Origin of the sequence: Marinobacter halodurans, from assembly GCF_004327985.1 — a bacterium.
In the GTDB taxonomy this organism is placed as follows: Bacteria; Pseudomonadota; Gammaproteobacteria; order Pseudomonadales; family Oleiphilaceae; genus Marinobacter_A; species Marinobacter_A halodurans.
The window spans coordinates 1-25,132 of the sequence record NZ_SJDL01000027.1 but is presented as its reverse complement, the minus strand read 5'-3'; the positions used below and the strand labels follow the sequence as shown (position 1 = coordinate 25,132).

23 protein-coding genes and 1 other RNA gene are annotated in these 25,132 nt (G+C 61.5%); 16 read left to right on the top strand and 8 right to left on the bottom strand.

Going from position 1 to position 25,132, the window contains the following annotated elements; all coding sequences use genetic code 11:
- The first annotated feature begins 83 nt into the window (after nt 1-83).
- Entirely contained in the window at nt 84-455 is a 372-nt protein-coding gene (locus EZI54_RS15905) for a VOC family protein (protein WP_131482869.1), read from the top strand.
- Here EZI54_RS15905 and EZI54_RS15900 read toward each other — a convergent pair.
- Entirely contained in the window at nt 452-1,006 is a 555-nt protein-coding gene (locus EZI54_RS15900; RefSeq protein WP_242674496.1) for a DinB family protein, read from the bottom strand. The genes EZI54_RS15905 and EZI54_RS15900 overlap by 4 nt on opposite strands.
- Nucleotides 1,007-1,175: 169 nt before the next feature.
- Here EZI54_RS15900 and EZI54_RS15895 point away from each other — a divergent pair, with 169 nt between their 5' ends.
- A complete protein-coding gene (locus tag EZI54_RS15895; RefSeq protein WP_131482868.1) occupies nt 1,176-1,433 on the top strand; it encodes a hypothetical protein in 258 nt (85 codons plus the stop codon).
- A 12-nt stretch (nt 1,434-1,445) separates the two neighbouring features.
- Here EZI54_RS15895 and EZI54_RS15890 read toward each other — a convergent pair whose 3' ends face one another.
- Nucleotides 1,446-2,444 carry a Solitary outer membrane autotransporter beta-barrel domain gene (locus EZI54_RS15890; protein ID WP_131482867.1) on the bottom strand — a complete coding sequence of 333 codons (999 nt, stop codon included), beginning with the start codon at nt 2,442-2,444 and terminating at the stop codon, nt 1,446-1,448.
- Nucleotides 2,445-2,911: 467 nt separating this feature from the next.
- Here EZI54_RS15890 and EZI54_RS15885 point away from each other — a divergent pair, with 467 nt between their 5' ends.
- Nucleotides 2,912-3,139: a hypothetical protein gene (locus tag EZI54_RS15885; protein ID WP_131482866.1), complete on the top strand. Its 228-nt coding sequence runs from the start codon at nt 2,912-2,914 to the stop codon at nt 3,137-3,139.
- Nucleotides 3,140-3,307: 168 nt separating this feature from the next.
- Here EZI54_RS15885 and ssrA read toward each other — a convergent pair.
- The 3 genes from ssrA to smpB all read right to left on the bottom strand — a co-directional run bounded on the left by ssrA (nt 3,308) and on the right by smpB (nt 5,815).
- Nucleotides 3,308-3,674, bottom strand: a transfer-messenger RNA (tmRNA) gene (ssrA, locus tag EZI54_RS15880).
- 73 nt (nt 3,675-3,747) lie between these two features.
- Nucleotides 3,748-5,190, bottom strand: coding sequence for a WS/DGAT/MGAT family O-acyltransferase (locus tag EZI54_RS15875; RefSeq protein WP_131482865.1), 1,443 nt, complete (start codon nt 5,188-5,190; stop codon nt 3,748-3,750).
- A gap of 142 nt (nt 5,191-5,332) precedes the next feature.
- Entirely contained in the window at nt 5,333-5,815 is a 483-nt protein-coding gene (smpB, locus tag EZI54_RS15870; RefSeq protein WP_131482864.1) for an SsrA-binding protein SmpB, read from the bottom strand.
- Between the two features lie 302 nt (nt 5,816-6,117).
- On the opposite strand from smpB, the gene EZI54_RS15865 reads away from it, so the two are divergent.
- From EZI54_RS15865 to EZI54_RS15855, 3 genes are read left to right on the top strand one after another with little or no spacing between them, the layout of a single operon-like run.
- Entirely contained in the window at nt 6,118-7,776 is a 1,659-nt protein-coding gene (locus EZI54_RS15865; RefSeq protein ID WP_131482863.1) for a sodium-dependent transporter, read from the top strand.
- 55 nt (nt 7,777-7,831) lie between these two features.
- Entirely contained in the window at nt 7,832-8,278 is a 447-nt protein-coding gene (locus tag EZI54_RS15860; protein WP_131482862.1) for a type II toxin-antitoxin system RatA family toxin, read from the top strand.
- An 11-nt stretch (nt 8,279-8,289) separates the two neighbouring features.
- The gene (locus EZI54_RS15855; protein WP_131482918.1) at nt 8,290-8,571 is read left to right on the top strand and encodes an RnfH family protein; all 282 of its coding nucleotides are present in this window, start codon (nt 8,290-8,292) and stop codon (nt 8,569-8,571) included.
- Nucleotides 8,572-8,615: 44 nt separating this feature from the next.
- Here the strand turns inward: EZI54_RS15855 and EZI54_RS15850 are convergent, their stop codons facing one another.
- The gene (locus tag EZI54_RS15850; protein WP_131482861.1) at nt 8,616-8,942 is read right to left on the bottom strand and encodes an outer membrane protein assembly factor BamE; all 327 of its coding nucleotides are present in this window, start codon (nt 8,940-8,942) and stop codon (nt 8,616-8,618) included.
- Between the two features lie 120 nt (nt 8,943-9,062).
- Here EZI54_RS15850 and fur point away from each other — a divergent pair, with 120 nt between their 5' ends.
- Nucleotides 9,063-9,476 carry a ferric iron uptake transcriptional regulator gene (fur, locus tag EZI54_RS15845; protein WP_131482860.1) on the top strand — a complete coding sequence of 138 codons (414 nt, stop codon included), beginning with the start codon at nt 9,063-9,065 and terminating at the stop codon, nt 9,474-9,476.
- A gap of 232 nt (nt 9,477-9,708) precedes the next feature.
- On the opposite strand, the gene recN is transcribed toward fur, so the two are convergent.
- Nucleotides 9,709-11,388, bottom strand: coding sequence for a DNA repair protein RecN (gene recN, locus EZI54_RS15840; protein WP_131482859.1), 1,680 nt, complete (start codon nt 11,386-11,388; stop codon nt 9,709-9,711).
- Nucleotides 11,389-11,603: 215 nt separating this feature from the next.
- On the opposite strand from recN, the gene grpE reads away from it, so the two are divergent.
- The 7 genes from grpE to greA all read left to right on the top strand — a co-directional run bounded on the left by grpE (nt 11,604) and on the right by greA (nt 21,568).
- Nucleotides 11,604-12,224, top strand: a complete 621-nt coding sequence (grpE, locus tag EZI54_RS15835; protein WP_131482858.1) for a nucleotide exchange factor GrpE — start codon at nt 11,604-11,606, stop codon at nt 12,222-12,224.
- A 121-nt stretch (nt 12,225-12,345) separates the two neighbouring features.
- Nucleotides 12,346-14,271, top strand: a complete 1,926-nt coding sequence (gene dnaK / locus EZI54_RS15830) for a molecular chaperone DnaK (RefSeq protein ID WP_131482857.1) — start codon at nt 12,346-12,348, stop codon at nt 14,269-14,271.
- A gap of 172 nt (nt 14,272-14,443) precedes the next feature.
- Nucleotides 14,444-15,568 (top strand): molecular chaperone DnaJ, encoded by a 1,125-nt coding sequence (gene dnaJ / locus EZI54_RS15825; RefSeq protein WP_131482856.1) that lies wholly within the window; start codon nt 14,444-14,446, stop codon nt 15,566-15,568.
- Between the two features lie 11 nt (nt 15,569-15,579).
- Nucleotides 15,580-16,383 carry a 4-hydroxy-tetrahydrodipicolinate reductase gene (gene dapB, locus EZI54_RS15820; RefSeq protein ID WP_131482855.1) on the top strand — a complete coding sequence of 268 codons (804 nt, stop codon included), beginning with the start codon at nt 15,580-15,582 and terminating at the stop codon, nt 16,381-16,383.
- A 268-nt stretch (nt 16,384-16,651) separates the two neighbouring features.
- Entirely contained in the window at nt 16,652-17,794 is a 1,143-nt protein-coding gene (carA, locus tag EZI54_RS15815; protein WP_207389239.1) for a glutamine-hydrolyzing carbamoyl-phosphate synthase small subunit, read from the top strand.
- 73 nt (nt 17,795-17,867) lie between these two features.
- Nucleotides 17,868-21,083, top strand: a complete 3,216-nt coding sequence (carB, locus tag EZI54_RS15810) for a carbamoyl-phosphate synthase large subunit (protein ID WP_131482853.1) — start codon at nt 17,868-17,870, stop codon at nt 21,081-21,083.
- Nucleotides 21,084-21,088: 5 nt separating this feature from the next.
- A complete protein-coding gene (gene greA, locus EZI54_RS15805) occupies nt 21,089-21,568 on the top strand; it encodes a transcription elongation factor GreA (protein ID WP_131482852.1) in 480 nt (159 codons plus the stop codon).
- Between the two features lie 109 nt (nt 21,569-21,677).
- On the opposite strand, the gene yhbY is transcribed toward greA, so the two are convergent.
- On the bottom strand, nt 21,678-21,989 hold the full coding sequence (gene yhbY, locus EZI54_RS15800; RefSeq protein ID WP_131482851.1) for a ribosome assembly RNA-binding protein YhbY: 312 nt from the start codon (nt 21,987-21,989) through the stop codon (nt 21,678-21,680).
- Between the two features lie 184 nt (nt 21,990-22,173).
- On the opposite strand from yhbY, the gene rlmE reads away from it, so the two are divergent.
- Together rlmE and ftsH are read left to right on the top strand one after the other, a co-directional pair.
- A complete protein-coding gene (rlmE, locus tag EZI54_RS15795) occupies nt 22,174-22,797 on the top strand; it encodes a 23S rRNA (uridine(2552)-2'-O)-methyltransferase RlmE (protein WP_131482850.1) in 624 nt (207 codons plus the stop codon).
- Nucleotides 22,798-22,975: 178 nt separating this feature from the next.
- Nucleotides 22,976-24,931 (top strand): ATP-dependent zinc metalloprotease FtsH, encoded by a 1,956-nt coding sequence (gene ftsH, locus EZI54_RS15790; protein WP_242674495.1) that lies wholly within the window; start codon nt 22,976-22,978, stop codon nt 24,929-24,931.
- Nucleotides 24,932-25,132 lie beyond the last annotated feature (201 nt).

The window sequence follows — 25,132 nt, the reverse complement described above, 5'->3', positions numbered from 1 at the left end:
TTGGCGCCAGAATAATGGCAAACCTGTGACAATTCCGGGCATGATGTCGACCACATGATAAAAACAAACCCGGAGGTTTGCACATGATTGGTTACGTCACGCTCGGCGTCAGCGATATGGGCCGCGCCAAGGATTTCTATACCACCTTACTCGCCGACATGGGCGCCAAGCTGCTGCTGGATATGGAACGCATCGCGTTTATCGGACGTTCCATGACAGAGCCGATGGTGGCGGTCTGTATCCCCTACGACAAGGAGCCCAACCATCCGGGCAACGGCAACATGGTGGCCCTGCAACCCGGCTCCAAGGAAGCGGTGGATGCCCTTTACCGCAAGGCGATCGAGCTGGGCGCCACCTGCGACGGCGAGCCGGGACAGCGCATTCCCAACCAGTTCTACGGCGCCTACATCCGCGACCCGGATGGCAACAAGGTCGCCTTCTTCCACTTCGGTTAACGGTCCGGCGTCGCGGGTCCCTGGTCCGGTATCCGCACCAGCAGGTCGGTCACGCCGACATCCACGCCCAACTGGTAGAACAGGGTCGTGGCCTGGCCCCGATGGTGCGTCTGGTGGTTAAACAGGTGCATCAGCAGTGGCCCGAAGGCACGGGTTAACGGCTCTCCCTTGACATTGCGGTAGTGCAGGGGCACCGCGTAATCCTGCTCGTCGCTGACTTCGATCAGATCGATGATGATGCGATCCATGGTGTCGCGGGCCCGGTGCAACTCCGCGAAGCTGCTGTAGAGGGTTTCCGCCAGGGCCTTTGGCGCGGGGAACGGCTCCAGGGCGTCGAGACATCGGTAACGGGCCGGATGCACCCGGAAACGGTTCATCCACATGATGTCCGCCACCAGGATGTGGTTCAGCGTGCCCTCGATGGAACCGAAGAAGGCGCCGAGATCCCGCGACCGATCCCCTTCGTCCAGCCCGGCGGCAAGCCGGTAGAGGTTATCGTTCATCCAGGCGTTGTAGTCCGCCATGAGGGTGAATTGCTGCTTCAGTGACATGATTCCGCTCCTTGGTGGTATGGGCATACGCTGCGCCTGATGCACGATACCGTCAAGATACAGAATGCTTCCTGGTGGGCCCTGTTGCTGTACCGCTCTGCTACGCTGCCATCATCCGGTCATGAGATTCGGCCATCATGGACCTCCTTCAATCTGGGAGGAATGCGCCATGATCGAACGTTATCTACGCCGAGTCCTCGTCCTGTCCAGCCCGTACCGACTGGTGGAAATCGAGCGGGAAGGTCCCCGCCGCCGGGAAAGTTGCTGCCAGGCGCGCTATTTCAACCTGGTGGATGGCCGGAAGAACCTGGTGGCCGGGTTCGATGCCTGGATGGCCGGCGACAGTTTCTTCGGCTACTTCCGCTACTCGCCGCGGGGCGACCTGGTGGAACGACGCACGTTCCCAATCGACTCCTGGCAGTTCTGAGCCGGTTGGTGTTCAGTCTTCGTTGAACGTCAGGATCAGGCTGCCGCCCCGCAGGACGCTGCCATAGTTGAAGTTGACCCCGATGGCGACGTTGTCGACGAAGGGAATGCGTCCACGGGCCTCCAGCAGCCAGGCGAGCCCGGTCTCGTAGTAATAGCGGTTGCCCAGTTGCTCACCGATGTCGCCACCCACATCGATGCGTGCGGCCCGGAACCAGATGTTCTGCCCCGGCAGGAAGCGGGAGAAGATCGGGTTGCGGATACGTACGCCGTTGGACCAGTACCAGGCTTCCGGGTCGGTCTGGTGGGCCGGCTCGTTGGTGCTGATGGTGCGGCCGCGCATGTAGTGGTAATCCGAGAAGAAGCTCCAGTCGGCGCCCATGATCGGGCGGTCGTAGGTGAGGGTCAGCGTCGGTTCGGCAATCACGGCGTCCACGGTGATATTGGTCAGGATACCGTCCAGCTTGGGTTGCACGGACTGGGAGGCGGTGCTGTTGTAATGGGTGTCGTTGACGTAGCGCATCCAATGCACCAGAACGCCCGCCGTCACGGTGATGGGCCGGGTCACGACATGCCTCCAGGCGGCGCCGGCACTGGCGGACGTTATCTGTTCGTAGACTTTGTCCTTGCGGGCGTCGTTGGATACCACCAGTCGTGCGTCCTGCTCCTGGGCAATGTAGGCGAGTTTGACGGTGTAGGTGAGGGTGTTGCCCCGGTCGCCGATTGGCCGGGACCAGCTGAAGGGCAGGCTGGCGGTGGTGATGCTCTGGCGCAGTTGGGCCGACTCGGCCGAGCCGAAGTCGTCGTTATCCAGCTCGAAGTAATCGTTGGGGTTGAAGTTCCAGAAGCCGAACCGGACGGCATCGCCGCTGGTTAGCAGGATCGACAGGGTGTAGTTCGCGGACAGCACGTTGCGCGTGGCCCGCTCCAGTTCGGTGGCGGCCAGTGCCGTCATGGTTGGGAGCAGCGTCAGCAGCAGTAGCCAGACGGGCCGTCGGGCGCCGAGTCTCATGGCAGTGGGTGCCTTCCGGAAGACGTGATGGTTTCCAGTTTAGACGAGGTTGAAAGTAATCCCCCCGAAATCTAATGGTGAGAGCAGACCGGCCTCCAAAATGGATTGGCCGCTCGATGATCGGTTCCGTTTGCTCATATAGACCTGAATGGCTGCAGGATGTGTCGGCGAAAGCGATTGATGTTTCAGTTGCGCACGCTTCCGTTACAGCCTGTGATTTTGCATAACAGGTTGCATCCTAACGATCTGTGGATCGGTTGAGGTTGACGTCCCTGGCCGTTGCCGGCCTCCCTGTCAGGCCAGCAATGCGGCGTCAATCCCCGGATACAGCGATGGCGCACCGTCATCGTGCTGCTGACACAATGTGAAATCAATAAAACATTTGCCTTTCAAAATGCTACACACGTCGGGTTTGGCCCGTGGCACACTCATTTTCATCCACAGACCATCAAAGAAGGGAGAGCCGAATGCCCGTTACCGTGTTGAAGAGTGAGGACGGCTACCAGCTGCTCAAGGTGTCTCACGCGGGTGAACATGGCGAGATCGTCAGGGAACACCACGTTGTCGTTGATTCCAACGGCGAGCTGGTTCAGGTCGGGATGACCTTGGCAAAAGCGGAAGAACTGCTCCGGATTCTAACCGCCGACACCGGCGCCGACATGGTGCCGGAATGCCCGAGGGTGGTGGGAGAGTAACGTCAGGAGCATCAGGAAGGCCGCTCGATTGGGCGGCCTTTGTCGTTTTACGTTTCAGCGAATGCAGGTTCGATTCCCGCCGTCGCGACAATTTTCGGTTGGATGACTCAGGATGGGTCAGCAGCATAAAAAAAGCCCCTGAAAATCAGGGGCTTTTTCGTGGGATCTTGGTGGAGACGGCGGGAATCGAACCCGCGTCCGCCAGTCCTCTGCCTTGAGATCTACATGCTTAGCTTCCTTCTATTGATTTAACCTCAAACGACCCGAAGGTCAGGGTGTAAGAGGCGAGCTCTTTATATCTTAGCTATCAGGCAGTGAGCTCTGACTGATAGAGCGTCCTACTCATGATGACGTCCTGAGGTGTTGCTTCTGGGTAGTAGGCACCCCAGTCAGGACGACTGGAACGGCTTACGCCGCCAGTGCGTAGTTTTCGTCGTTTGCGACTATTTTAAAGCAGCTTTGGATTAACGAGATTGGCTGCCATCTCGACATGCACCCAAGGGTTCGTAACCAGCGTCGAAGCCATGTCGTCCCCTTGCATGACAAGTATATGGGGCCAGCCCCGCTCACTTCAAGGACATTCGTGTGAGCGGGCCTCCGTATTTCTACTAGAACGACGACGCTTTACGCCGTTCCACTTCACGTCGCTCGACCTGTGGGTAGGTGCCGGGCGTGCCGGCTACGGCGTGGAGGTCGTAGAAACTCTTCTCGAACGCGGTCATCACCCGTTGCGGATCCAAGCCCAGTTTCTTGTCGACGATGATGCCGAACTGCACGCTGTCGGTGTAACTGAAGATGCTCATGCCGATGCCGATGCCGCCGGTCTGCGGCACCCAGAACATGGGCTGGCGCAGACGGGCGCCGGCCAGGTAGACCGGGCGGCGTGGGCCGGGCACGTTGGTCAGTACCGCCGAGGCTTTCTGGCTGAGTAATGCCAGTGCCCGACGTTCGAGGATGTCCGGGCCGCGCCCAAACAGGTCCAGCAGGCTGTAGGTGACCTGGGCCTGCCAGGAACGCTTGAGCCGGTTCATGTGATCCTGCACCTGGCGGAAGCGCATGCGCGGGCAGTCCACGTCGATCGGCAGCGGCACCAGCACCAGGCCGAACTGGTTGCCCAGGGTTTCCACCGGCTGGTGCAGCGGGCGCAGGTTGAACGGCACGGCAACGCGGATGCCGCAGTCCGGCAGGTCGAACGCTTCCTCCCGCAGGTATTCGTGCAAGGCGCCGGTGGCGGCTGTCATCAGGACGTCGTTGACGGTGCCCTTGAGCGCACGGGCGGTGTCCTTGACGTCTTTCAGGGGCAGGCAGGCCCAGGCCACTTGCTTGCGACCGCCGAGTGCTCCCTTGAGCGGTGTCGGCGGGTCGGCTGGGGTCAGGCCGAGCTTGGCGCACTCCAGTCCAATGCGACTGCCGGTCCGCAACAGTCGAAGGGGGTACGTGGGATCCTGCTGCACGTTATGGGCAAAGTGGCGCAGCTGTTCCACGCCTGCGCCGGCGGTGTGGCGCCACTCGCGAGCTCGGCGCTGGATCGACTGCCAGCGGCTCTCGCCCGGACGGGTTCCAGGCGGGACGGCGTGCAGGTGGCGGCCGGGCTTGTCATCCGTGAGCGCCAGCAGGACCCGCACCAGGGAGATCCCGTCAGCGATGCAGTGATGGATGCGCACAATCAGCGCGCAACCGCCCTGGTAGTTATCCACGTAATGGACCTGCCACAACGGCCGGTTGGGATTCAGCGGCGTGCTGTTCAGGTCGCTGGCGAAGGATTGCAGGGTCGCTTCGTCGGCGCGCCCGGGCAGGGCGACCACCTGCAGGTGGTTGTCCAGGTCGAACGTCGGATCGTCATGCCAGTAGGTGCGGTCGCCGGCGTGCTCCACAATCTGGCGAAAGCGGCGGAAGCACAGGAAGCGATCTTCCAGCACCTGGCGAAAGCGCGGCAGGTCAATCGGCTCGTCGAAGACCAGCACGGCGCCGATCATCATGGGGTTTTCCGGGGATTCCATGCGCAGCCAGGCGCGGTCGACGGCTGTCATGGGTGTTCGTATACGAGTCATAAGCCCTCTCGTCATTCCGTGGTGAGAGGGTGAGGTGTCGCGTCGGACTGCAGACTCAGGGCGCGGACCCACCCGAAGTGGAACAGTATAGGACTGCGACAGGGTGGGTCGGAAGTGATAATAGAGGCGACAGGGAAATATCTTACGCTTGGTTGACTTCTCTCAAGATTCGTTGCTTCTGGCGGTTCCAGTCGCGCTCTTTCTCGGTCTGGCGTTTGTCATACTGCTTCTTGCCTTTGACCAGCGCGATCTCGCACTTGACCCTGTTCTTCTTCCAGTACAAGGCCAGCGGAATACAGGTGTGGCCCTGTTGTTGGGTGGCGCCAATCAGCTTGGCGATTTCCTTGGCGTGCAGCAGCAGCTTCCGTGTCCGTGTCGGGTCACAGATGACGTGGGTGGAAGCCGTGCTCAGCGGTGTGATGTGAGCACCGAGGAGCCAGGCTTCGCCGTCCTTGAACAGGACATAGGCATCGACCAGCTGGGCCTTGCCCGCACGCAGGGATTTGACCTCCCAGCCCAGCAGGGACAGGCCGGCTTCGAACCGTTCCTCGATGTGGTACTCGTGCTTGGCTTTTTTATTCAGCGCAATCGTGCTGCTGCCAGTGCCCGGTTTCTTCTTGCTCATGGATGTCGAATCGTTACCTGGATATGTCGATGGGGCGTGGACCAGCGATGAAGATGCCGGCCGGAAAGATAGAGGCCGCCCCGGCGAAACGACGCATTGTAGCCCAGTAGTGACAAGCGGGTCACGGGTTGATCACCGGGCCGGGGCTCGTGGATGAATGCTGTCACGGGTTTCCGCTACAATGCGGCCAGCGATGGATGCGCTGGAACTCCGGGGGAGGGACCGGCCGCGACCCCGGCGGGCGGCGGCAATCACGTTCAGGCGCTCAGTAGATCAGCGAATTAACCAGACGGGACACTCGAATGCTTGGACGTTATCAAACCCCGGTCGGCTCCTGGTCCCACCGCACCACCTTTTTCTGGGCCACGACCGGCGCCACGATCGGGCTGAGCGATCTGTGGACCTTTCCCCATATGGCCGGCCAGAATGGCGGCGGGGTCTTCATCCTGTTCTACCTGGCCTGTCTTCTGATCCTGACTCTTCCCCTGGTTCTGACCGAAGCCGTGATCGGCCGTGGCGCCCGGCATGGCGTGGTGATCGCGATCGGCAGCCTGGCCCGCGGGGCCGGCGCGCCGCCCCGCTGGATATGGAGCGGCCGGCTCAGTGTGCTGGCCGGTTTCCTGGTCCTGACCTTTTACGCGGTGATTGGCGGCATTTGCCTGGCCTATGTGTTCTACGCCGCATACGGCCGGCTCGATGATGCCTCGCCCCGCCAACTGGCGGGAATCCTGGCGTCGCTGGTGCAGGAGCCGGAGAATGCCCGGCATTTCATGGGCTGGCATGCCGGCTTCCTGATCCTGGTGCTGGTGGCGTCCATGCAGGGCGTCACCGGTGGTCTGGAACGCGCTCTCCGGGTGGTCGTGCCGGCATTCATGCTGCTGTTGGGCGGATTGCTGGTGTTCGCCATTCAGCACGGCAACTTCCCGGCGGCCGTCGACTACCTGTTGGTGATGCGCCCGGAAGACGTCACCTTCGACAGCGTGCGCAAGGCATTGACCCACGCCTTTTACACCCTCTCCCTGGGGACCGGTATCTTGATCGTCTTCGGCGCCTATTCCGCACCAACGACACCGCTCAAGCGCTCGGTGCTGGCGGTGGCGCTGGTGGATACGTTGATCGCGATCGTGGCCGGCCTGGTGCTTTACACACTGGTATTCAGCCACGGCACCGGGGGCGGGGAACCCCTGCAAGGGTTTCGCCTGGTGTTCATAGCCATTCCCGAAAGCGTCGGTGTGATGCCGGGTGGTCAGTTCGTGCTGACGGCGTTTTTCGCCATGATCGTCCTGGCGGCCTGGAGTTCGTCCCTGGCCCTGCTGGAGCCGGCGGTGAGCTGGCTGCAGGAGCGCCTGGCCGCGCCCCGACGCCGGTGTGTGCTGCTGGTCGGTGCCGCGGCCTGGTTGGTGGGGCTTCTCAGTCTGTTTTCCTTCAATGCCTGGTCGGACATTACCCTGTTGGGCGGCACGCCGTATCGGTGGATCGAGATGGTGACCAGCACGTTGCTGATCCCGGTAGTCAGCATCCTGCTGGCTTTCTTCGTTGGCTGGGCGCTACCGGATGACATGGTGGCGCGTCTGATCGGCCGCACGCCGGTGTTGCTGCGGACCTGCTGGGTCTGGGTCCTGCGGCTGATCCTGCCCGCGATCATCGTGTACGTGGGGATTCACTATGCGATGCAGTCCGGGGCGTCGCTGTGCAACGGCGGTGGTTCTCCGTTCTGGTGCAGTGGCGACACGCCGATAGAGGATCCGGCCGGTACTCCGGATGCCACCTCGCCCGAAGCGCCCCCGGAAGGCATAACCCCGGGCGATGGGTCGGCAACGGAGGATGAGCCGGTGAGCGATCCCCAGCCGGAGAAATCGGAAGCGATCGTTCCCCCGGGTTCGACGCCGGTGCAGGCTCGACCCGGCCCTGAGCCATCAACTCCCGCATCCAACAACGATATGCTTTATCATAGTGTCTGACTCGGCCCACGGGCCGGTGTGTTCCAATCTCATTGCAGGAAGTGTTCAGTCCCGCATGGCTCAAGTCATCGAAAAATCCGCCCTGGTCTGGCATTCAGCGGAGCAGATGTATGCCCTGGTCAACGATGTCGACCGTTATCCCGAGTTCCTGCCCTGGTGCGACGGTACGGAAATCCACACCGCTAGCGACACGGAGATCGTGGCCTCCATCGACGTGGCCAAATCCGGTGTCCGGCATCGCCTGACCACCCGCAATCGGCTCGAGGCGCCGCACCAGATCGAAATGTCGCTGGTGGAGGGGCCATTCAGCAATCTTGGTGGCAGTTGGGAGTTCGTGGCCCTGAACGAGAATGCCTGCAAGGTCATCCTGAAGCTGCGCTTCGAACTGGCGGGTTCGCTGGCGCGCATGACGTTCGGCAAGGTTTTCGGCCAGGCCGCCAATACCATGGTGGACGCCTTTTGCCAGAGGGCGAAGGTGGTCTACGGAGGGGAAGCGCCGTGAGTGGTCCAACGATTCGCGTCGAGGTGGCCTACGCCACGCCGGAAAAGCAGGCGATCTGCCCGGTCAACGTGCCTGAGGGAACGACAGCGTTTGAGGCGGCTGAGGCGTCGGATATCTGCACGGTCTTTCCGGACATCGATCTGGACAACGCCGATATGGGTATCTTCGGCAAGGTGGTCAAGGCACCGCGTGAGCACGCGCTGCGCGATGGAGACCGCGTCGAGATTTACCGACCGCTCAAGATCGATCCCAAGCAGGCCCGGCTGAACCGGGCCCGCAAGAAGAAAGATTGATACAACAGCACTGATGGGGCAGGTTTCCAGGCCCCTTTAGCAGGCTAGTAGGCGGGTGTCTTGTCCAGAAGCTGGGCTTCGTAAGAGGTGTAGCTGTCGCCGTCATAGTAGACGATGACCCGCTGATTCTTGATATCCCCCCCGCCCTTCTGGAAGGTGTACATGTAGTACTCGCGGGAGTCGTCCACCGGGTTGAGCATGATCGGTGTGCCCAGGATGGCGTGGACCTGTTCGCGAGGCATGCCCTTCTGCAACTGGGCGAGTGTTTCATCGTCGACTATGTTGCCTTGCTGGACGTTGATCTTGTAAACGCCGGGAAACACGCAACCGGCCAGCAGGACAAGGGAGAGTAGGGCGGCGAGCTTTTGCATCAGGGGGTGGAATCCTCTATCTTGGAATGCTTGCCTGACCGGGCCGGTTTATTGGCCTGAACGTGTCAGGATGGGTATCATAACGGAAGCAGACAGTACACCAAAGAGCGAAACAGCAGCATGTCATCTGAAAACGCTGAATTACGCAAGGTCGGACTCAAGGTGACCCTGCCCAGGGTTAAGATCTTCAACATCCTTGAAAATTCCGAGGAACATCATCTGAGCGCAGAAGATGTTTATAAAAAACTTCTCGACGCCGGAGATGATGTCGGTCTGGCGACCGTATATCGCGTGTTGACCCAGTTTGAGGCAGCGGGCCTTGTGCTGCGTCATAACTTCGAGGGTGGTCACGCGGTCTTTGAGATGGCGCGGGAAGATCACCATGACCATATGGTCTGCACCGAATCCGGTGAAGTGGTCGAATTCTACGATCAGGTGATCGAGGAACAACAGCGTAAGGTTGCCCGTGAGCACGGCTACGAAATTGTGGACCACAGCCTGATTCTCTACGTGAAGCCGATCAAGAAAAGCTGATCCGTCTTCTCCCGTGTCATTGGGAAACAAACGCCCCGGCGTCAGACGCAGGGGCGTTTTTGTTGGTGCAGCGAAAAGATGGGTGGTTGCGCGTCATTGATCCAAAAAAAAGAGGCAGACCCAGGGGGCTGCCTCGTAAACGCTCGGGGTTGAGCGTGGGGGGAAATATCCGCGGCGCGGAATTCTCGGGCGAAACGTCCCTGGTCGCCGAACCCGCCAGGAACGTCCGTGATCAGTGATGTGTGGCCTGCCCCTTCTGGAACATTTCCTGGGCATGGGCCAGGGTCTGCTCCGTCATGTCGACACCGCCGAGCATCCGGGCGACTTCCTTGACCCGGCCGTCGTCGTTGAGTGCCTCGATCCGCGAGAAGGTGGCGTCCTGTTCGCTGAACTTGCTGACGAACAGGTGCTGGTGGGCCTGGGCAGCCACCTGGGGCAGGTGGGTGACGCACAGGACCTGACCGTTCTCGCCCAATTGGCGCAGCAGACGGCCGACCACCTCCGCAGTGCCCCCGCCAATACCCACATCCACTTCGTCGAAGACCAGCGTGGGGATGGTCGAGGTCTGGGCGACCACCACCTGGATGGCCAGGCTGATCCGCGACAGTTCGCCGCCGGATGCCACTTTGCTCAGCGAGCGGGCGGGTTGACCCGGGTTGGCGCTGATCAGGAATTCAATGTCCTCGTTGCCGACCGCCGAAGGCGCATTCTTCTCGTGGCGAGCCAGCCGGGTAACGAACTGGACGGAGGGCATACTCAGGTGGGCCAGCTCTCCGGCGATACGGCTGTCGAGTTCCGCCGCGGCCTTCTCGCGTCGGCTGGTCAGCTCGTCCGCCTTCGCCTGCCAAGTCTCAAACAGTTCGGCCACGTCGGCCTCCAGGCGCTCGAGGCTGCCTTCGCCGCCGTCCAGCTCCTCCAGCTCGGACTGGAGCTGGGTGTGTAGCTCGCCCAGGGTCTCCGGGGTCACCCGGTGCTTGCGGGCCAGCTCGTAAATCGTGCTCAGGCGGGCTTCCACCTCTTCCAGGCGGGCCGGGTCGGCGTCGTAGTCTTCTACGAAGTGGCGCAGGTTGTTGCCGGCTTCGCTGACCTGGATCTGGGCCTCGTTCAGCATCTGCAGGGTGTCGGCCAGAGCCGGGATCTCCACCGGCAGTTGCTCGAGCTGTTGCAGGGCCTGCTGGATCAGACTGGCCGCGCTGGGCTCGTCCTCGCTGCATAGGACGGACGCCTGGTGGCAATTGTGCAGGACGGTTTCAGCGTGACTCAGGCGAGCCTGCTCGGCTTCCAGGTTGTCCAGCTCGTCGTCTTCCAGCGCCAGTCGGTCGAGTTCTTCCACCTGGTAGCGCAGCAGTTGCAGGCGTGCTTCGTTCTCGTCGCGGTTGCCGCGCAGCTCCCCCAGCCGCTGCTGGGTCTGGTGCCAGGCTTTCCAGGCGGCACGGACCTCGCCCGCCAGCTTGTCGGCGTCGGCGAACTCGTCCAGCAGTTTGCGATGGGTTTCCTTTTGCAGCAATGACTGGTGCTGGTGCTGGCTGTGGATGTCCATCAGCATGCCGCCCAGTTCCCGCAAATCGGCCAGCGGGCAGGGTTGGCCGTTGATATAGGCGCGGGAGCGACCGTCTTTGCTGATCACCCGGCGCAGGATGCAGTCGTTTTCGTCATCCAGGTCGTGGGCTTCCAGCCATTGGCGGGCTTCGGCAATGCGGCTGACGTCAAAGCTGGCGGTAATATCCGCCCGCTTGGCGCCGTGCCTGACGGCGCCGGCATCGGCGCGTCCGCCCAGGACGAGGCCGAGGGCATCGAGAACAATGGATTTGCCGGCGCCGGTTTCCCCGGTCAGCGTGGTCATGCCCTGGCGGAACTGCAGTTCGACGCGCTCGGCAATGGCGTAATTGGCGACGATCAGTTGGTTCAGCATGAGTGGCTCCAGTTCTGTCCTGCCGGCGCACTTCGTCTGTCGCGCCCGGCGTCTGGTCATATATACAGTACCTGTGAATGTATACAGTATTCTTTCAGGTTGCAAGCAATCGTTGCAAAAGTGGTTGAAAGCCCGGCGAGCTGTCCCCATATCCGCTGGCAAGCTATTCAAGAAGGGCGGCCGGGCCGTCATCGACGATTGATCAGGAGTGACTGATGAGCGCAGAAGAAACCCGTAACCAGAACGTGGAAGACGAGTTGAAGGAGGCCTCAGAAGAGACTGCGCAGGCTGACGCCGGAGCCGGCCAGACCCAGGGTCAGGAAGGCGGGTCAAAGGGCGAGGTCAGCGAGGTCGAAGCGCTGCAGGCACAGCTTGCCGAGCAAAAGGACCTGGTCCTGCGGACCCAGGCGGAAATGCAGAACGTGCGGCGTCGTGCCGAACTCGATGTCGAGAAGGCTCGCAAGTTCGCGCTTGAGAAGTTCGTCAAAGAGTTGCTGCCGGTGGCGGACAGCCTTGAGAAGGCCGTTGAGAGTACCGAGGGCAAGTCCTCGGCGGACGAAGTCGTCGCGTCTATTCGCGAGGGCGCCGAGATGACCCTGAACCTGCTGCTGAACAGCCTGGAGAAGTTCAATGTGAAGCGGGTCGATCCGGTCGGCGAGCCATTCGACCCGCAATTGCACGAAGCCATGTCCATGGTTTCAGCGCCGGATGCCGAGCCCAACAGCGTCGTGGCCTGCATCCAGAAGGGTTACACCCTGAACGAGCGCCTGGTGCGCCCGGCCATGGTTGTGGTCGCTCGCCCGGAGGAAGGCGCAAAAATCGACGAGCAGGCTTGAAATAGAAACGATTGAGCCAATATAGGCAGTAAACGGTTCGCAAGCCGACAGAACAACAGCATCCAGGGCATGCTGGTTCGGGCAGAACAGAGCTAAGGAATAAAGGAACTGGAGTCATTCAATGAGCAAGATTATTGGTATCGACCTGGGCACCACCAACTCTTGTGTAGCCATCATGGATGGCGACAAGGTCAAGGTGATTGAAAACGCGGAAGGCGATCGCACCACGCCGTCCATCATCGCATACACCGAAGAAGGTGAAACGCTGGTTGGCCAGTCTGCCAAGCGTCAGGCGGTGACCAACCCGAACAACACCCTGTACGCCATCAAGCGTCTGATCGGCCGTCGCTTCGAAGACAGCGTCGTGCAGAAAGACATCAAGATGGTGCCGTACAAGATCACCAAGGCGGACAACGGTGACGCCTGGGTTGAGGTGAAAGGCAAGAAGATGGCACCGCCGCAGGTGTCTGCCGAAGTGCTGAAGAAAATGAAGAAGACCGCTGAGGACTACCTCGGCGAGAAGGTTACCGAAGCGGTCATCACCGTTCCGGCCTACTTCAACGACAGCCAGCGTCAGGCCACCAAGGACGCCGGCAAGATCGCGGGCCTGGACGTGAAGCGGATCATCAACGAGCCGACCGCCGCGGCCCTGGCCTATGGCCTGGACAAGAAGAGCGGTGACCGCACCGTCGCCGTCTACGACTTGGGTGGTGGTACCTTCGACATCTCCATCATCGAGATCGCGGATGTGGACGGTGAGCACCAGTTCGAAGTGCTGGCCACCAACGGTGACACCTTCCTGGGTGGTGAAGACTTCGACCTGAAGGTTATCGAGTACCTGGCGGACCAGTTCAAGAAGGACAGCGGTATCGACCTGCGCGGTGATTCCCTGGCCATGCAGCGCCTGAAGGAAGCCGCCGAGAAGGCGAAGATCGAGCTGTCCAGCAGCCAGCAGACCGACGTCAACCTGCCGTACATCACGGCGGACCAGAGCGGTCCCAAGCACATGAACGTCAAGCTGACCCGCGCCAAGCTGGAAGCCCTGGTCGAAGAACTGGTCGATCGCAGTCTGGAGCCGTGCAAGGTGGCTCTGAAAGACTCCGGCGTTGATGCCAGCGACATCGATGAGGTGATCCTGGTCGGTGGTCAGACCCGGATGCCGAAAGTTCAGGAGAAAGTGAAGGCGTTCTTCGGCAAGGAAGCACGCAAGGATGTGAACCCGGACGAAGCGGTTGCCATGGGTGCGGCTATCCAGGCTGCGGTCCTGTCCGGTGACGTGAAAGACGTCCTGCTGCTGGACGTGACCCCGCTGACCCTGGGTATCGAAACCATGGGTGGCGTGGCCACACCGCTGATCGAGAAGAACACGACGATTCCGACCAAGAAGTCGCAGACTTTCTCGACGGCCGACGACAACCAGACCGCGGTGACTATCCACGTGGTCCAGGGTGAGCGTAAGCAGGCGTCCCAGAACAAGTCGCTGGGCCGTTTCGATCTGGCCGATATCCCGCCGGCACCGCGCGGCGTACCGCAGATCGAAGTCACCTTCGACATCGATGCCAACGGTATCCTCAACGTGTCCGCGAAGGACAAGGCGACGGGTAAAGAGCAGTCCATCGTGATCAAGGCCTCTTCCGGCCTGAACGAGGATGAGATCGAGAAGATGGTTGCCGATGCCGAGGCCAATGCCGAGGACGATCGCAAGTTCGAGGAGCTGGTCCAGGCGCGTAACCAGGGTGACGGTATGATCCACGCCGTTCGCAAGACCCTGAGCGAAGCCGGCGACAAGGTTACCGAGCAGGAGAAGGAGTCCATCGAGAACGCCATCAGCGAACTGGAAGAAGCGCTGAAGGGCGACGACAAGGACGACATCGAAACCAAGACTCAGAAGTTGACCGAAGCGTCTTCCGAACTGGCGCAGAAGATGTACGCCGATCAGGCCGAGCAGGGTGCTCAGGCCGAAGGGCAGGGCGAGCAGGCCCAGTCCAGCGGCGATGATGCCGTCGACGCCGAGTTCGAAGAGGTCAAAGACGAAGACAAGCGGTAAGATCCATGTCTTCATGAGGGTTGCAAAACGCGGGGAGTCAGCTTCCCGCGTTTTGCGCGTTTGATGGGTTGAGAATTTGTGGGCCGGGCGCTGTCTTCGATGGCAGTGTCTGCGTGCTCACGGAGCAGTCATAAGATTCCGGGCTGGCGGAATCTGTAACGGGTATCACAACATGGCCAAACGCGATTATTACGACATTCTCGGAGTCTCCCGGGATGCAGACGAGAAAGAGATAAAGCGCGCGTATCGCAAGTTAGCGATGAAATACCATCCGGACCGGAATCCGGATGACGAAGAGGCCGAAAGCAAGTTCAAGGAAGCCAGTGAGGCCTACGAGATCCTGGCCGATGCAGGCAAGCGCAGCGCCTACGATCAGTTCGGCCACGCCGGCGTGGACGGTCAGGCCGGAGCTGGCGGCTTCGGCGGTGGCGGCGCCAGCTTCTCTGATATCTTCGGCGATGTCTTTGGCGATATCTTTGGCGGTGGCCGCGGGCGCAGTAACCGCGGCGCGGATCTGCGCTACACGCTGGAGCTGGATCTCGAGCAGGCGGTCAAGGGCACGACGGTCCAGATCAAGGTGCCGGGGCACATTGAGTGCGATACCTGTGATGGTTCCGGCGCCGCCAAGGGCAGTCAGCCGGAAACCTGCGGTACCTGCGGCGGGATTGGTCAGGTACGCATGCAGCAGGGCTTTTTCGCCGTGCAGCAGGCGTGTCCCACCTGTCGGGGTTCCGGTAAGGTGATCAAGAATCCATGCAGGAAGTGCCACGGTGCCGGTCGGGTCGAGCAGGCCAAGACCCTGTCCGTGAAAGTCCCGCCGGGTGTGGATACCGGTGACCGGATCCGTCTGTCTGGTGAGGGTGAAATGGGCATGGACGGTGGTCCGGCCGGGGACCTGTATGTGCAGGTTTCGGTGCGCGAGCACGCGATTTTCACCCGGGACGGGCGTAACCTGTATTGTGAGGTGCCGATCAGCATTGTGGATGCCACACTGGGGGGGGAGCTGGAAGTGCCGACCCTCGATGGCCGGGTGAAGCTGAAGATTCCGGCGGAAACCCAGACCGGCAAGCTGTTCCGCTTGCGCAACAAGGGCGTTACACCGGTGCGCGGTGGTCCCGCCGGTGACCTGTTGTGCCGGGTGATCGTGGAAACGCCGGTCAACCTGACCCGGCGCCAGAAGGAGCTCATGGAAGAGTTCCAGCAGACCCTTGATGGCCAGAGTGCGTCCAACCACGCGCCGCGCAAGACGTCTTGGTTCGAGGGTGTGAAAAGCTTCTTCGACGAAATGAAATTCTAAGGACTGTGCATATGAGGGTAGCAATCATGGGCGCCGCCGGGCGCATGGGCAAGGTGCTGGTCGAGGCCATCGACGAGGCGGACGGTCTTGAGCTGGGCGCCGGTGTCGTTGAGCCGGGCAGCAGTCTCGTGGGCGCCGATGCGGGTGAGGTCGCGGGTATCGGCCGCAACGGTGTTACCCTGGTGGACAACCTGGCGGCGGTCAAGGATGCATTTGACGTGCTCATCGACTTCACCTTCCCGGACCTGACGCTGGAGAATGCCCGTTTCTGTGGGAGTCACGGCAAGCGAATGGTGATTGGTACCACGGGGATGACCGATGCCGAGAAGGCGGAACTGCGCCAGGCCACCGAGTCCGTGCCGGTCGTGTTCGCGCCGAACATGAGCGTGGGTGTCAACGTGGCGCTGAACCTGCTGCGGACTGCCGCCAAGGTGCTGGGTGACGACTACGATGTGGAGATCATCGAGGCGCATCATCGGCACAAGAAGGATTCCCCTTCCGGCACCGCCGTGCGCATGGGTGAAGTGGTGGCCGATGCATTGGGCCGCGACCTGAAGGAGTGCGCCGTGTACGGCCGTGAGGGCTTTATCGGCGAGCGTCCGCGCAAGGAGATCGGTTTCGAGACGATCCGCGGCGGCGACGTGGTGGGTGATCACACCGTCCTGTTTGCCGGTATCGGTGAGCGTATCGAAATCACCCACAAGGCCAGCAGCCGCATGACGTTTGCCCGGGGCGCCGTGCGTGCGGCCCAGTGGCTGGCGGAGCGTCCGGCGGGTCTCTACGACATGCAGGACGTGCTCGGCCTCAAGGACTGACCGGCTTTTAGGCGTGGACAGCGGCTGCCAAATTTTTTACAATAGGGCGGTTTAACTGCACCAAGCGTGGTTTTAAAAAGCCGGGAAGGCGGCGGCCTTCATCGGCAACGAAAAAGCGGGACGGAGTCGCAATCTCCCTCTCGCTTTTTTGCGACCTGAATTTGCGCTTGCGCTCCTGTTCGTGACGTTAGGGGCGGCCTCTTTGCCCGGGCAAGGGAGCCGGTCCGTTTCGGAACCAACGATACGCCACTCGATGAGGATACAAGCCTTGAGTACACCAGCAATCCTTGCGCTCGCAGACGGAAGCCTGTTCAAAGGAATCGCCATCGGCGCTGACGGCGAAACCAGTGGCGAGGTCGTCTTCAATACGGCGATGACCGGTTACCAGGAAATCCTGACCGACCCGTCCTATTCCCGTCAGATCGTCACCCTGACCTATCCCCACATCGGCAATACCGGCATCAACGAAGAAGACGTTGAGTCGGCCGGTATCCAGGCCGCCGGTCTGATCATCCGCGACCTGCCGCTGATGGCCAGTAACTGGCGCTCCAGCAAGACCCTAGACGCTTACCTCCGGGACAGCAACATCATCGGCATCGCCGGGATCGATACCCGTCGGCTGACGCGTATCCTGCGGGACAAGGGCTCCCAGAACGGCGCGATTGTGGCCGGTGAGCATGCCACAGAAGAGCGAGCGCTGGAACTGGCCCGGGCGTTCCCGGGGCTGAAGGGTATGGACCTGGCCAAGGAAGTGGGCAGCAAGACATCCTACAGGTGGAGCCAGACCGAATGGTCGCTGGGCAGCGGCTACGGCGAGCTGGAGGCTCCCAGGTACAAGGTTGTCGCCTACGACTACGGGATCAAGTTCAACATCCTGCGTATGCTCGCCGCCCGCGGCTGCGATGTGACGGTGGTGCCGCCGCAGACGCCGGCTGATGAGGTGCTGGCGATGAATCCGGATGGCGTCTTCCTGTCCAACGGCCCGGGCGACCCCGAGCCCTGCGATTATGCGATCAAGGCAATCGGCGACATCCTGGAAACCGACGTCCCGGTTTTCGGCATCTGTCTCGGTCACCAGTTGCTGGCCCTGGCCAGTGGGGCCAAGACCCTGAAGATGGGGCATGGCCACCACGGTGCCAACCACCCGGTGCAGAATCTGGAAGACGGTACCGTGATGATCACCAGCCAGAACCACGGTTTTGCGGTGGACGAGTCCACCCTGCCGGGCAACCTGGAAATGACGCATAAATCCCTGTTCGACGGCACCCTGCAGGGCATCCGACGCACGGACCGCCCGGCCTACAGCTTCCAGGGACACCCGGAAGCGAGTCCGGGACCGCACGATGTGGCGCCGCTGTTCGACACCTTTATTCGCCTGATGGACGAACGGGCAGGCTCGCAGGCCTCCTGAGGTGCGCCACGGAATGCCGCGGTTGCGGCCAATGCTGACGACTGACTCAAGCTGCTGACAGGTTTACTGAGAAATGCCAAAACGTACTGATATCAAGAGCATCCTGATCCTGGGTGCCGGCCCCATCGTCATCGGGCAGGCATGTGAGTTCGACTATTCCGGGGCCCAGGCGTGCAAGGCGCTGCGTGAGGAAGGCTACCGGGTCATTCTGGTCAACTCCAACCCGGCCACCATCATGACCGACCCGGCGATGGCGGACGCCACCTACATCGAGCCGATTACCTGGAAGACGGTGTCGAAGATCATCGAGAAGGAGCGCCCGGACGCGCTGTTGCCTACCATGGGCGGCCAGACGGCGCTGAACTGCGCACTGGATCTGGAGCGGCACGGCGTACTGGCCGAATTCGGTGTGGAAATGATCGGCGCCAATGCCGACACCATCGACAAGGCTGAGGACCGCGACCGTTTCGATCAGGCGATGAAGTCGATTGGCCTGGAATGTCCGCGGGCGTCCCTGGCGCACTCCATGGAAGAGGCGCTGCAGGTACTCGACAGCATCGGCTTCCCCTGCATCATCCGCCCGTCGTTCACCATGGGCGGCTCCGGTGGCGGCATCGCCTACAACCGGGAAGAGTTCGAGGAAATCTGCGAGCGCGGCCTGGACCTGTCGCCGACCAACGAGCTGCTGATCGACGAATCCCTGATCGGCTGGAAGGAATACGAGATGGAGGTCGTTCGGGACAAGAACGACAACTGCATCATCGTCTGCGCCATCGAGAACTTCGACGCCATGGGCGTGCACACCGGCGACTCCATCACCGTCGCCCCGGCCCAGACCCTGACCGACAAGGAATACCAGATCATGCGGAACGCCTCGCTGGCGGTCCTGCGTGAAATCGGTGTGGAAACCGGCGGGTCCAACGTGCAGTTCGGGATCCATCCGGACACCGGGCGCATGGTCGTCATCGAAATGAACCCGCGGGTGTCCCGTTCCTCGGCTCTGGCCTCCAAGGCCACCGGTTTCCCGATCGCCAAGGTCGCGGCCAAGCTGGCCGTGGGCTACACCCTGGACGAGCTGCAGAACGACATCACCGGGGGGGTGACGCCGGCTTCCTTCGAGCCGAGCATCGACTACGTCGTCACCAAGATCCCCCGGTTCACCTTCGAGAAATTCCCCCAGGCCGATGCCCGCCTGACCACCCAGATGAAATCCGTGGGTGAGGTCATGGCCATCGGTCGCACCTTCCAGGAATCCGTCCAGAAGGCTCTGCGCGGTCTGGAAGTCGGCTCCGAGGGCTTCGAGGAAATGGTCGATGTGACCACCGAGAACGGCCGCGAGACCCTGATCCAGGAAATGAATGTGCCGGGCGCCCAGCGCATCTGGTACATCGGCGATGCGTTCCGCGCCGGCATGACCGTGGACGAGGTCTACCGTCACACCAAGGTGGATCCGTGGTACCTGGTGCAGATCGAGGACCTGATCCGGGAAGAGGCGGCGCTGAAGACGGCCGGCAAGACCGACATCGATCACGCCACCCTGTTCCGTCTCAAGCGCAAGGGCTTCTCCGACTCGCGCCTGGCCAAGCTGCTGGGCATCTCCGAGTCCAGCCTGCGCAAGCACCGCCACGACCTGGGTATCCGCCCGGTCTACAAGCGGGTCGACACCTGTGCGGCGGAATTCGCCTCGTCCACGGCCTACATGTACTCCACCTATGAGGAAGAGTGCGAAGCCGAAGTGTCCGACCGCAAGAAGATCGTCGTCATCGGCGGTGGCCCCAACCGGATCGGCCAGGGCATCGAGTTCGACTACTGTTGTGTCCACGCCGCCTTCGCCATGCGCGACGACGGTTACGAGACCATCATGATCAACTGTAACCCGGAAACGGTCTCCACCGACTACGACACCTCCGATCGCCTCTACTTCGAGCCGATCACCCTGGAGGACGTGCTGGAAATCGTGAACCTGGAGAAGCCGGCCGGCGTGATCGTCCAGTTCGGCGGTCAGACCCCGCTGAAGCTGGCCCGTGGCCTGGAGGCGGCCGGTGTGCCGATCATTGGCACCACGCCGGATGCCATCGACCGCGCGGAGGACCGTGAGCGCTTCCAGCAGATGATCAACCGCCTCAACCTGCGCCAGCCGCAGAACGCCACCGTGCGCAGCCACGAGGAAGGCGTGCTGGTGGCCCGTGAGATCGGTTACCCGCTGGTGGTACGCCCGTCCTACGTGCTGGGCGGCCGGGCCATGGAAATCGTCTATGACGAGGAAGAGCTGGTGCGCTACATGCGCAACGCGGTGCTGGTCTCCAACGACAGCCCGGTGCTGCTGGACCACTTCCTCAACGCCGCCATCGAGGTCGACATCGACGCGGTCAGTGACGGCAAGGATGTCGTGATCGGCGGCATCATGCAGCACATCGAACAGGCCGGCGTGCACTCCGGCGACTCCGCCTGCTCGCTGCCGCCGTACACCCTGCCCAAGGCGGTGCAGGACGAGATGCGCGAGACCGTCAAGCGGATGGCCATCGAGCTCGAAGTCGTGGGTCTGATGAACGTCCAGCTGGCGTGGCAGGACGATACCATCTACGTGATCGAGGTGAACCCGCGGGCGTCCCGGACCGTGCCGTTCGTCTCCAAGGCCATCGGCGTGTCCCTGGCCAAGGTGGCGGCGCGCTGCATGGCGGGCACCAGCCTGGCGGAGCAGGGCTTCACCGAAGAGGTGGTCCCCACGTACTATGCGGTCAAGGAATCGGTGTTCCCGTTCAACAAGTTCCCGTCGGTCGACCCGATACTGGGACCGGAAATGAAGTCCACCGGTGAGGTGATGGGGCTGGGTGACAGCTTCGACGAAGCCTTTGCCAAGGCCTCGCTGGCTTCAGGTACCCGCCTGCCGGACAAGGGCACTGCGTTTATCTCGGTACGCGATGTGGACAAGGCCGGTGCGATGACCGTTGCCCGCGACCTGATCGACGCCGGATTCCGGCTGGTGGCCACGACCGGTACGGCGGCAGCCCTGCAGGAGGCCGGCATCGAGGTGGAGCGCGTCAAAAAGGTGCGCGAGGGGCGGCCCCATATCGTCGACGATATCAAGAACGGCCAGATCCAGCTGATCATCAACACGACAGAAGGCCGCAAGGCGATTTCGGACTCGGCCCAGATCCGCCAGTCCGCGCTGCAGCACAAGGTGACCTACACCACGACCCTGGCGGGCGGCGAAGCCTTCTGTCGCGCCATTAAATTCGGGCCGGAGCGGACGGTGCGCCGGCTCCAGGACCTGCATTCAGGAATTTGAACGCTATGAACAATCGAGTGCCGATGACGATTAACGGTGAGGCGGCGCTTCGTGCGGAGCTCAAGAAGCTCAAGAGCGAAGACCGTCCCCGTGTTATCGAAGCCATCGCCGAAGCCCGAGAGCACGGCGATCTGAAGGAAAATGCGGAATACCACGCGGCCCGCGAGCAGCAGAGCTTTATCGAAGGCCGGATTCAGGAGATTGAGTCCAAGCTGTCCGCGGCCCAGATCATTGACGTCACCAGGATGGATAACACCGGCAAGGTGATCTTCGGGGTGACGGTCAAGCTGGTGAATGTGGATACCGAAGAGGAAGTCCAGTACCAGATCTGCGGCGAGGACGAGGCCGACATCAAGGCGGGCAAGCTGTCGGTGACGTCGCCGATCGCCCGCGCCCTGATTGGCAAGAACGAGGGCGACGTGGTTGCCGTTCGTGTGCCTTCGGGGACCGTCGAGTACGAAATCGAGGCGGTTGAGCACCTGTAGTAGGTTGTTTTGAAAACAAAAAAGCCGGCTGATCGCCGGCTTTTTTGTAGGGCCGGAGGGTTCCGGCTGGTGCCTGGTTGAAGGCGCTGCACAGCCAGCGCCGTGACGCTCAGTCCTTGAAGCGCTGGAGATTGGACAGCTTGGGGTTGGGCTTCTCGGCGCGGCGCAGGATCACGGCATTCTTGCCAATCATCTGGACCAGCTCGGCGCCCGCCTCCCGGCAGACCGCTTCGATGGTCTCGCGCCGCTCATCCCGATCCGGGCTCGCGATCTTCACCTTGATCAGCTCATGATCGTTCAGCGCACGGTCCAGCTCCTGCTGCAAGCCCTCGTTCAGACCCTTGTCGCCGATGATAACGACCGGCTTCAGGTGGTGGGCAATGGCGCGATACGCGCGCCGCTGTTCCGGCGACAGGCTCATAATTCAGTCTCTTTATGGATGCGATTTAAAATGTCGGGCGGCAGTCCAGGTGCCGATCCCGTATAATCGGCGAATTGTAGCAGTCCGCCCGCAGGCGGTGAATCGCTGTCACTACGTATTATTAGGCAGGGTATCTTCGGGCATTTTAGCGTCTCCGTCGCCTGTCTGTTACTGGAGGTTCGGTTTGGCGCGTTCCAAATCCAGCAAGCGCTGGTTGAAAGAGCATTTTGATGACGAATACGTCAAGCGCTCGCAGGTTGATGGCTACCGGTCCCGGGCCAGCTACAAGCTGATCGAGCTGGATGACAAGGACCGCTTTTTCAAGCCTGGACAACTGGTTGTCGACCTGGGGGCGGCACCGGGGGGCTGGTCCCAGGTGGCCATGGAGCGCATTGGCCACAATGGCCGTGTGGTGGCCAGCGATATCCTGGCGATGAACCCGATTGCCGGTGTGGACTTCGTGCAGGGCGACTTTACCGAGCAATCGGTGCTGGACGAGTTGCTGGATCTGCTGGGTGAAGCGCGTGCCGACGTTGTAATTTCGGATATGGCCCCCAATATGAGTGGTATGCCGGCGGTTGATATCCCCAGGGCGATGGACCTTGTGGAACTGGCGCTGGATATGGCCAAGCAGGTGCTGCGCCCGGAAGGCGTGTTCGTGGCCAAGGTCTTCCAGGGCGAGGGCTTCGATAGCCTGCTCAAGGACATGAAAACGAATTTCAGGACCGTCGTGAGCCGCAAGCCGGGTGCTTCCCGGTCGCGTTCCCGCGAGGTCTATCAGGTATGCCGCGGATTCCGCGGTGCCTGATCTGCTCCAGGACCAGTGGCGTGCGACGACAGGTCGCCATGCGACACCGCGCTATCGCTAGTTTAGGAGCGTACAATTGATGTAAGGTTGAGGTAGAAGGGGTTGCCGGCTTGACATCCGGCTATCTTCTTGCGGGGCGGCATGAGTAGGCGGCCCTTACATTCACAGGTGATGACCCTTGAACGATATGGCTAAAAATCTGGTGCTCTGGCTGATCATAGCAGCCGTCCTGCTGATGGTGTTCCAAAACTTCTCGCCGACGACGAGCGGCCAGCAGGTTAATTATTCCCAGTTCGTACAGATGGTGCAGCAGGGACAAGTCAAGCAGGTGACGGTGGACGGCCTGGAGATCCAGGGGGTGCGTGAAGACAACACCCGTTTCCAGACGATTCGTCCGCAGGTCCCTGACAACAAGCTGATGGACGACCTGCTTGCCAACAACGTCGAGATCGTGGGCAAGGAACCGGATCGTCAGAGCATCTGGACCCAGTTGCTGGTCGCCTCGTTCCCGATCCTGATCATCATTGCCCTGTTCGTGTTCTTCATGCGACAGATGCAGGGTGGTGGTGGCGGCAAGGGCCCCATGTCGTTCGGCAAGAGTAAAGCCCGCCTGATGAGCGAGGACCAGATCAAGACCACCTTCTCCGACGTTGCCGGCGTGGATGAGGCCAAGGAGGACGTCAAGGAATTGGTGGACTTCCTGCGCGATCCCAGCAAGTTCCAGCGCCTGGGTGGCCGTATTCCGAGAGGCGTGTTGATGGTGGGCCCGCCGGGTACTGGTAAGACGCTGCTTGCCAAGGCGATTGCCGGCGAGGCCAAGGTGCCTTTCTTCTCCATATCCGGTTCCGATTTCGTGGAAATGTTCGTAGGTGTGGGTGCGTCCCGTGTCCGCGATATGTTCGAGCAGGCCAAGAAGCAGAGCCCGTGCATTATCTTCATTGACGAGATCGATGCCGTTGGTCGCCATCGTGGCGCCGGTCTCGGGGGCGGTCACGACGAGCGCGAACAGACCCTGAACCAGCTGCTGGTGGAAATGGACGGCTTCGAGGGTAACGAGGGCGTTATCGTCATTGCCGCGACCAACCGTCCGGACGTGCTGGACCCGGCGTTGCTGCGCCCGGGCCGTTTTGACCGTCAGGTCGTGGTCAACCTGCCGGACATCATTGGCCGCGAACAGATTCTCAAGGTGCACCTGAAGAAAGTGCCCCTGGCCGATGGTGTCGATCCCAAGGTGATCGCCCGCGGCACGCCCGGCTTCTCCGGTGCCGACCTGGCCAACCTGGTGAACGAGGCTGCCCTGTTTGCAGCGCGTCGGAACCAGCGGCTGGTGTCCATGGAAGAGCTGGAGCTGGCCAAGGACAAGATCATGATGGGCGCCGAGCGCAAATCCATGGTCATGAACGAGAAAGAGAAGCTCAACACCGCGTACCACGAATCCGGTCACGCGATTGTCGGGCGCCTCGTGCCGGAACACGATCCGGTGTACAAGGTCAGCATCATTCCGCGCGGTCGGGCACTGGGTGTCACCATGTTCCTGCCGGAAGAGGATAAGTACAGCCACTCCAAGCGTTACCTGATCAGCTCGATCTGTAGCCTGTTCGGTGGCCGTATCGCCGAGGAGCTGACGTTGGGCTTCGAGGGTGTGACCACCGGCGCGTCCAACGACATCGAGCGCGCCACGTCCCTGGCCCGCAACATGGTGACGCGCTGGGGGCTGTCCGAGAAACTGGGCCCGCTGCAGTACGATACGGATAGCGAGGAGCCGTTCCTGGGGCGCTCCGCGGGTCAGAGCCATACGGTCTATTCGCCGGAAACGGCCCAGCGTATCGACGAGGAAGTGCGCTCGATCATTGACAACTGTTACGAGACCGCTCGCAACCTGCTGATCGAGAACCGCGACAAGCTGGAAATGATGGCCGACGCGCTGATGCGGTACGAGACCATCGATCGCTACCAGATCGACGACATCATGGCCGGCAAGACACCACGACCGCCGCAGGGTTGGAATGGCCCGGGCGCCGGAGGCAACGCGTCCGATGAAGAGGTGTCTCCGGCTGCCAGCTCGTCATCCGGCAGCGGTGATTCGGGCCGTCGTCCGGGCGAAGGCATCGGTGGCCCTGCCGGTGAGCACTGAACGGAGTCGCCCGGCGCGTCAGTGAACGTGCCAATGTAGCGAGCAAGCGCCGTCCCGCGGGACGGCGTTTTTCATTTGGTGCGCCAGGCATGGCGCGTAGCGCCTTGACGGGCGCTGTTCTGGTACAGGTGGTGCTGGCCGGATGACTTGGGGGTGCAAGTCCCCTGTGGGCCCGGTAAGGGGAACTACTAGCCGAACGGC

Bases quoted from the DNA above. Each gene is read 5' to 3' on its own strand.
- EZI54_RS15890 (WP_131482867.1), bottom strand. From the start codon at position 2,444: ATGAGACTCGGCGCCCGACGGCCCGTCTGGCTACTGCTGCTGACGCTG.
- EZI54_RS15885 (WP_131482866.1), top strand. From the start codon at position 2,912: ATGCCCGTTACCGTGTTGAAGAGTGAGGACGGCTACCAGCTGCTCAAG.
- greA (WP_131482852.1), top strand. From the start codon at position 21,089: ATGAACAATCGAGTGCCGATGACGATTAACGGTGAGGCGGCGCTTCGT.
- grpE (WP_131482858.1), top strand. From the start codon at position 11,604: ATGAGCGCAGAAGAAACCCGTAACCAGAACGTGGAAGACGAGTTGAAG.
- EZI54_RS15895 (WP_131482868.1), top strand. From the start codon at position 1,176: ATGATCGAACGTTATCTACGCCGAGTCCTCGTCCTGTCCAGCCCGTAC.
- dapB (WP_131482855.1), top strand. From the start codon at position 15,580: ATGAGGGTAGCAATCATGGGCGCCGCCGGGCGCATGGGCAAGGTGCTG.
- EZI54_RS15900 (WP_242674496.1), bottom strand. From the start codon at position 1,006: ATGTCACTGAAGCAGCAATTCACCCTCATGGCGGACTACAACGCCTGG.
- EZI54_RS15905 (WP_131482869.1), top strand. From the start codon at position 84: ATGATTGGTTACGTCACGCTCGGCGTCAGCGATATGGGCCGCGCCAAG.
- carB (WP_131482853.1), top strand. From the start codon at position 17,868: ATGCCAAAACGTACTGATATCAAGAGCATCCTGATCCTGGGTGCCGGC.
- dnaJ (WP_131482856.1), top strand. From the start codon at position 14,444: ATGGCCAAACGCGATTATTACGACATTCTCGGAGTCTCCCGGGATGCA.
- recN (WP_131482859.1), bottom strand. From the start codon at position 11,388: ATGCTGAACCAACTGATCGTCGCCAATTACGCCATTGCCGAGCGCGTC.
- EZI54_RS15875 (WP_131482865.1), bottom strand. From the start codon at position 5,190: ATGACTCGTATACGAACACCCATGACAGCCGTCGACCGCGCCTGGCTG.
- fur (WP_131482860.1), top strand. From the start codon at position 9,063: ATGTCATCTGAAAACGCTGAATTACGCAAGGTCGGACTCAAGGTGACC.
- smpB (WP_131482864.1), bottom strand. From the start codon at position 5,815: ATGAGCAAGAAGAAACCGGGCACTGGCAGCAGCACGATTGCGCTGAAT.
- EZI54_RS15850 (WP_131482861.1), bottom strand. From the start codon at position 8,942: ATGCAAAAGCTCGCCGCCCTACTCTCCCTTGTCCTGCTGGCCGGTTGC.
- EZI54_RS15865 (WP_131482863.1), top strand. From the start codon at position 6,118: ATGCTTGGACGTTATCAAACCCCGGTCGGCTCCTGGTCCCACCGCACC.
- yhbY (WP_131482851.1), bottom strand. From the start codon at position 21,989: ATGAGCCTGTCGCCGGAACAGCGGCGCGCGTATCGCGCCATTGCCCAC.
- dnaK (WP_131482857.1), top strand. From the start codon at position 12,346: ATGAGCAAGATTATTGGTATCGACCTGGGCACCACCAACTCTTGTGTA.
- EZI54_RS15860 (WP_131482862.1), top strand. From the start codon at position 7,832: ATGGCTCAAGTCATCGAAAAATCCGCCCTGGTCTGGCATTCAGCGGAG.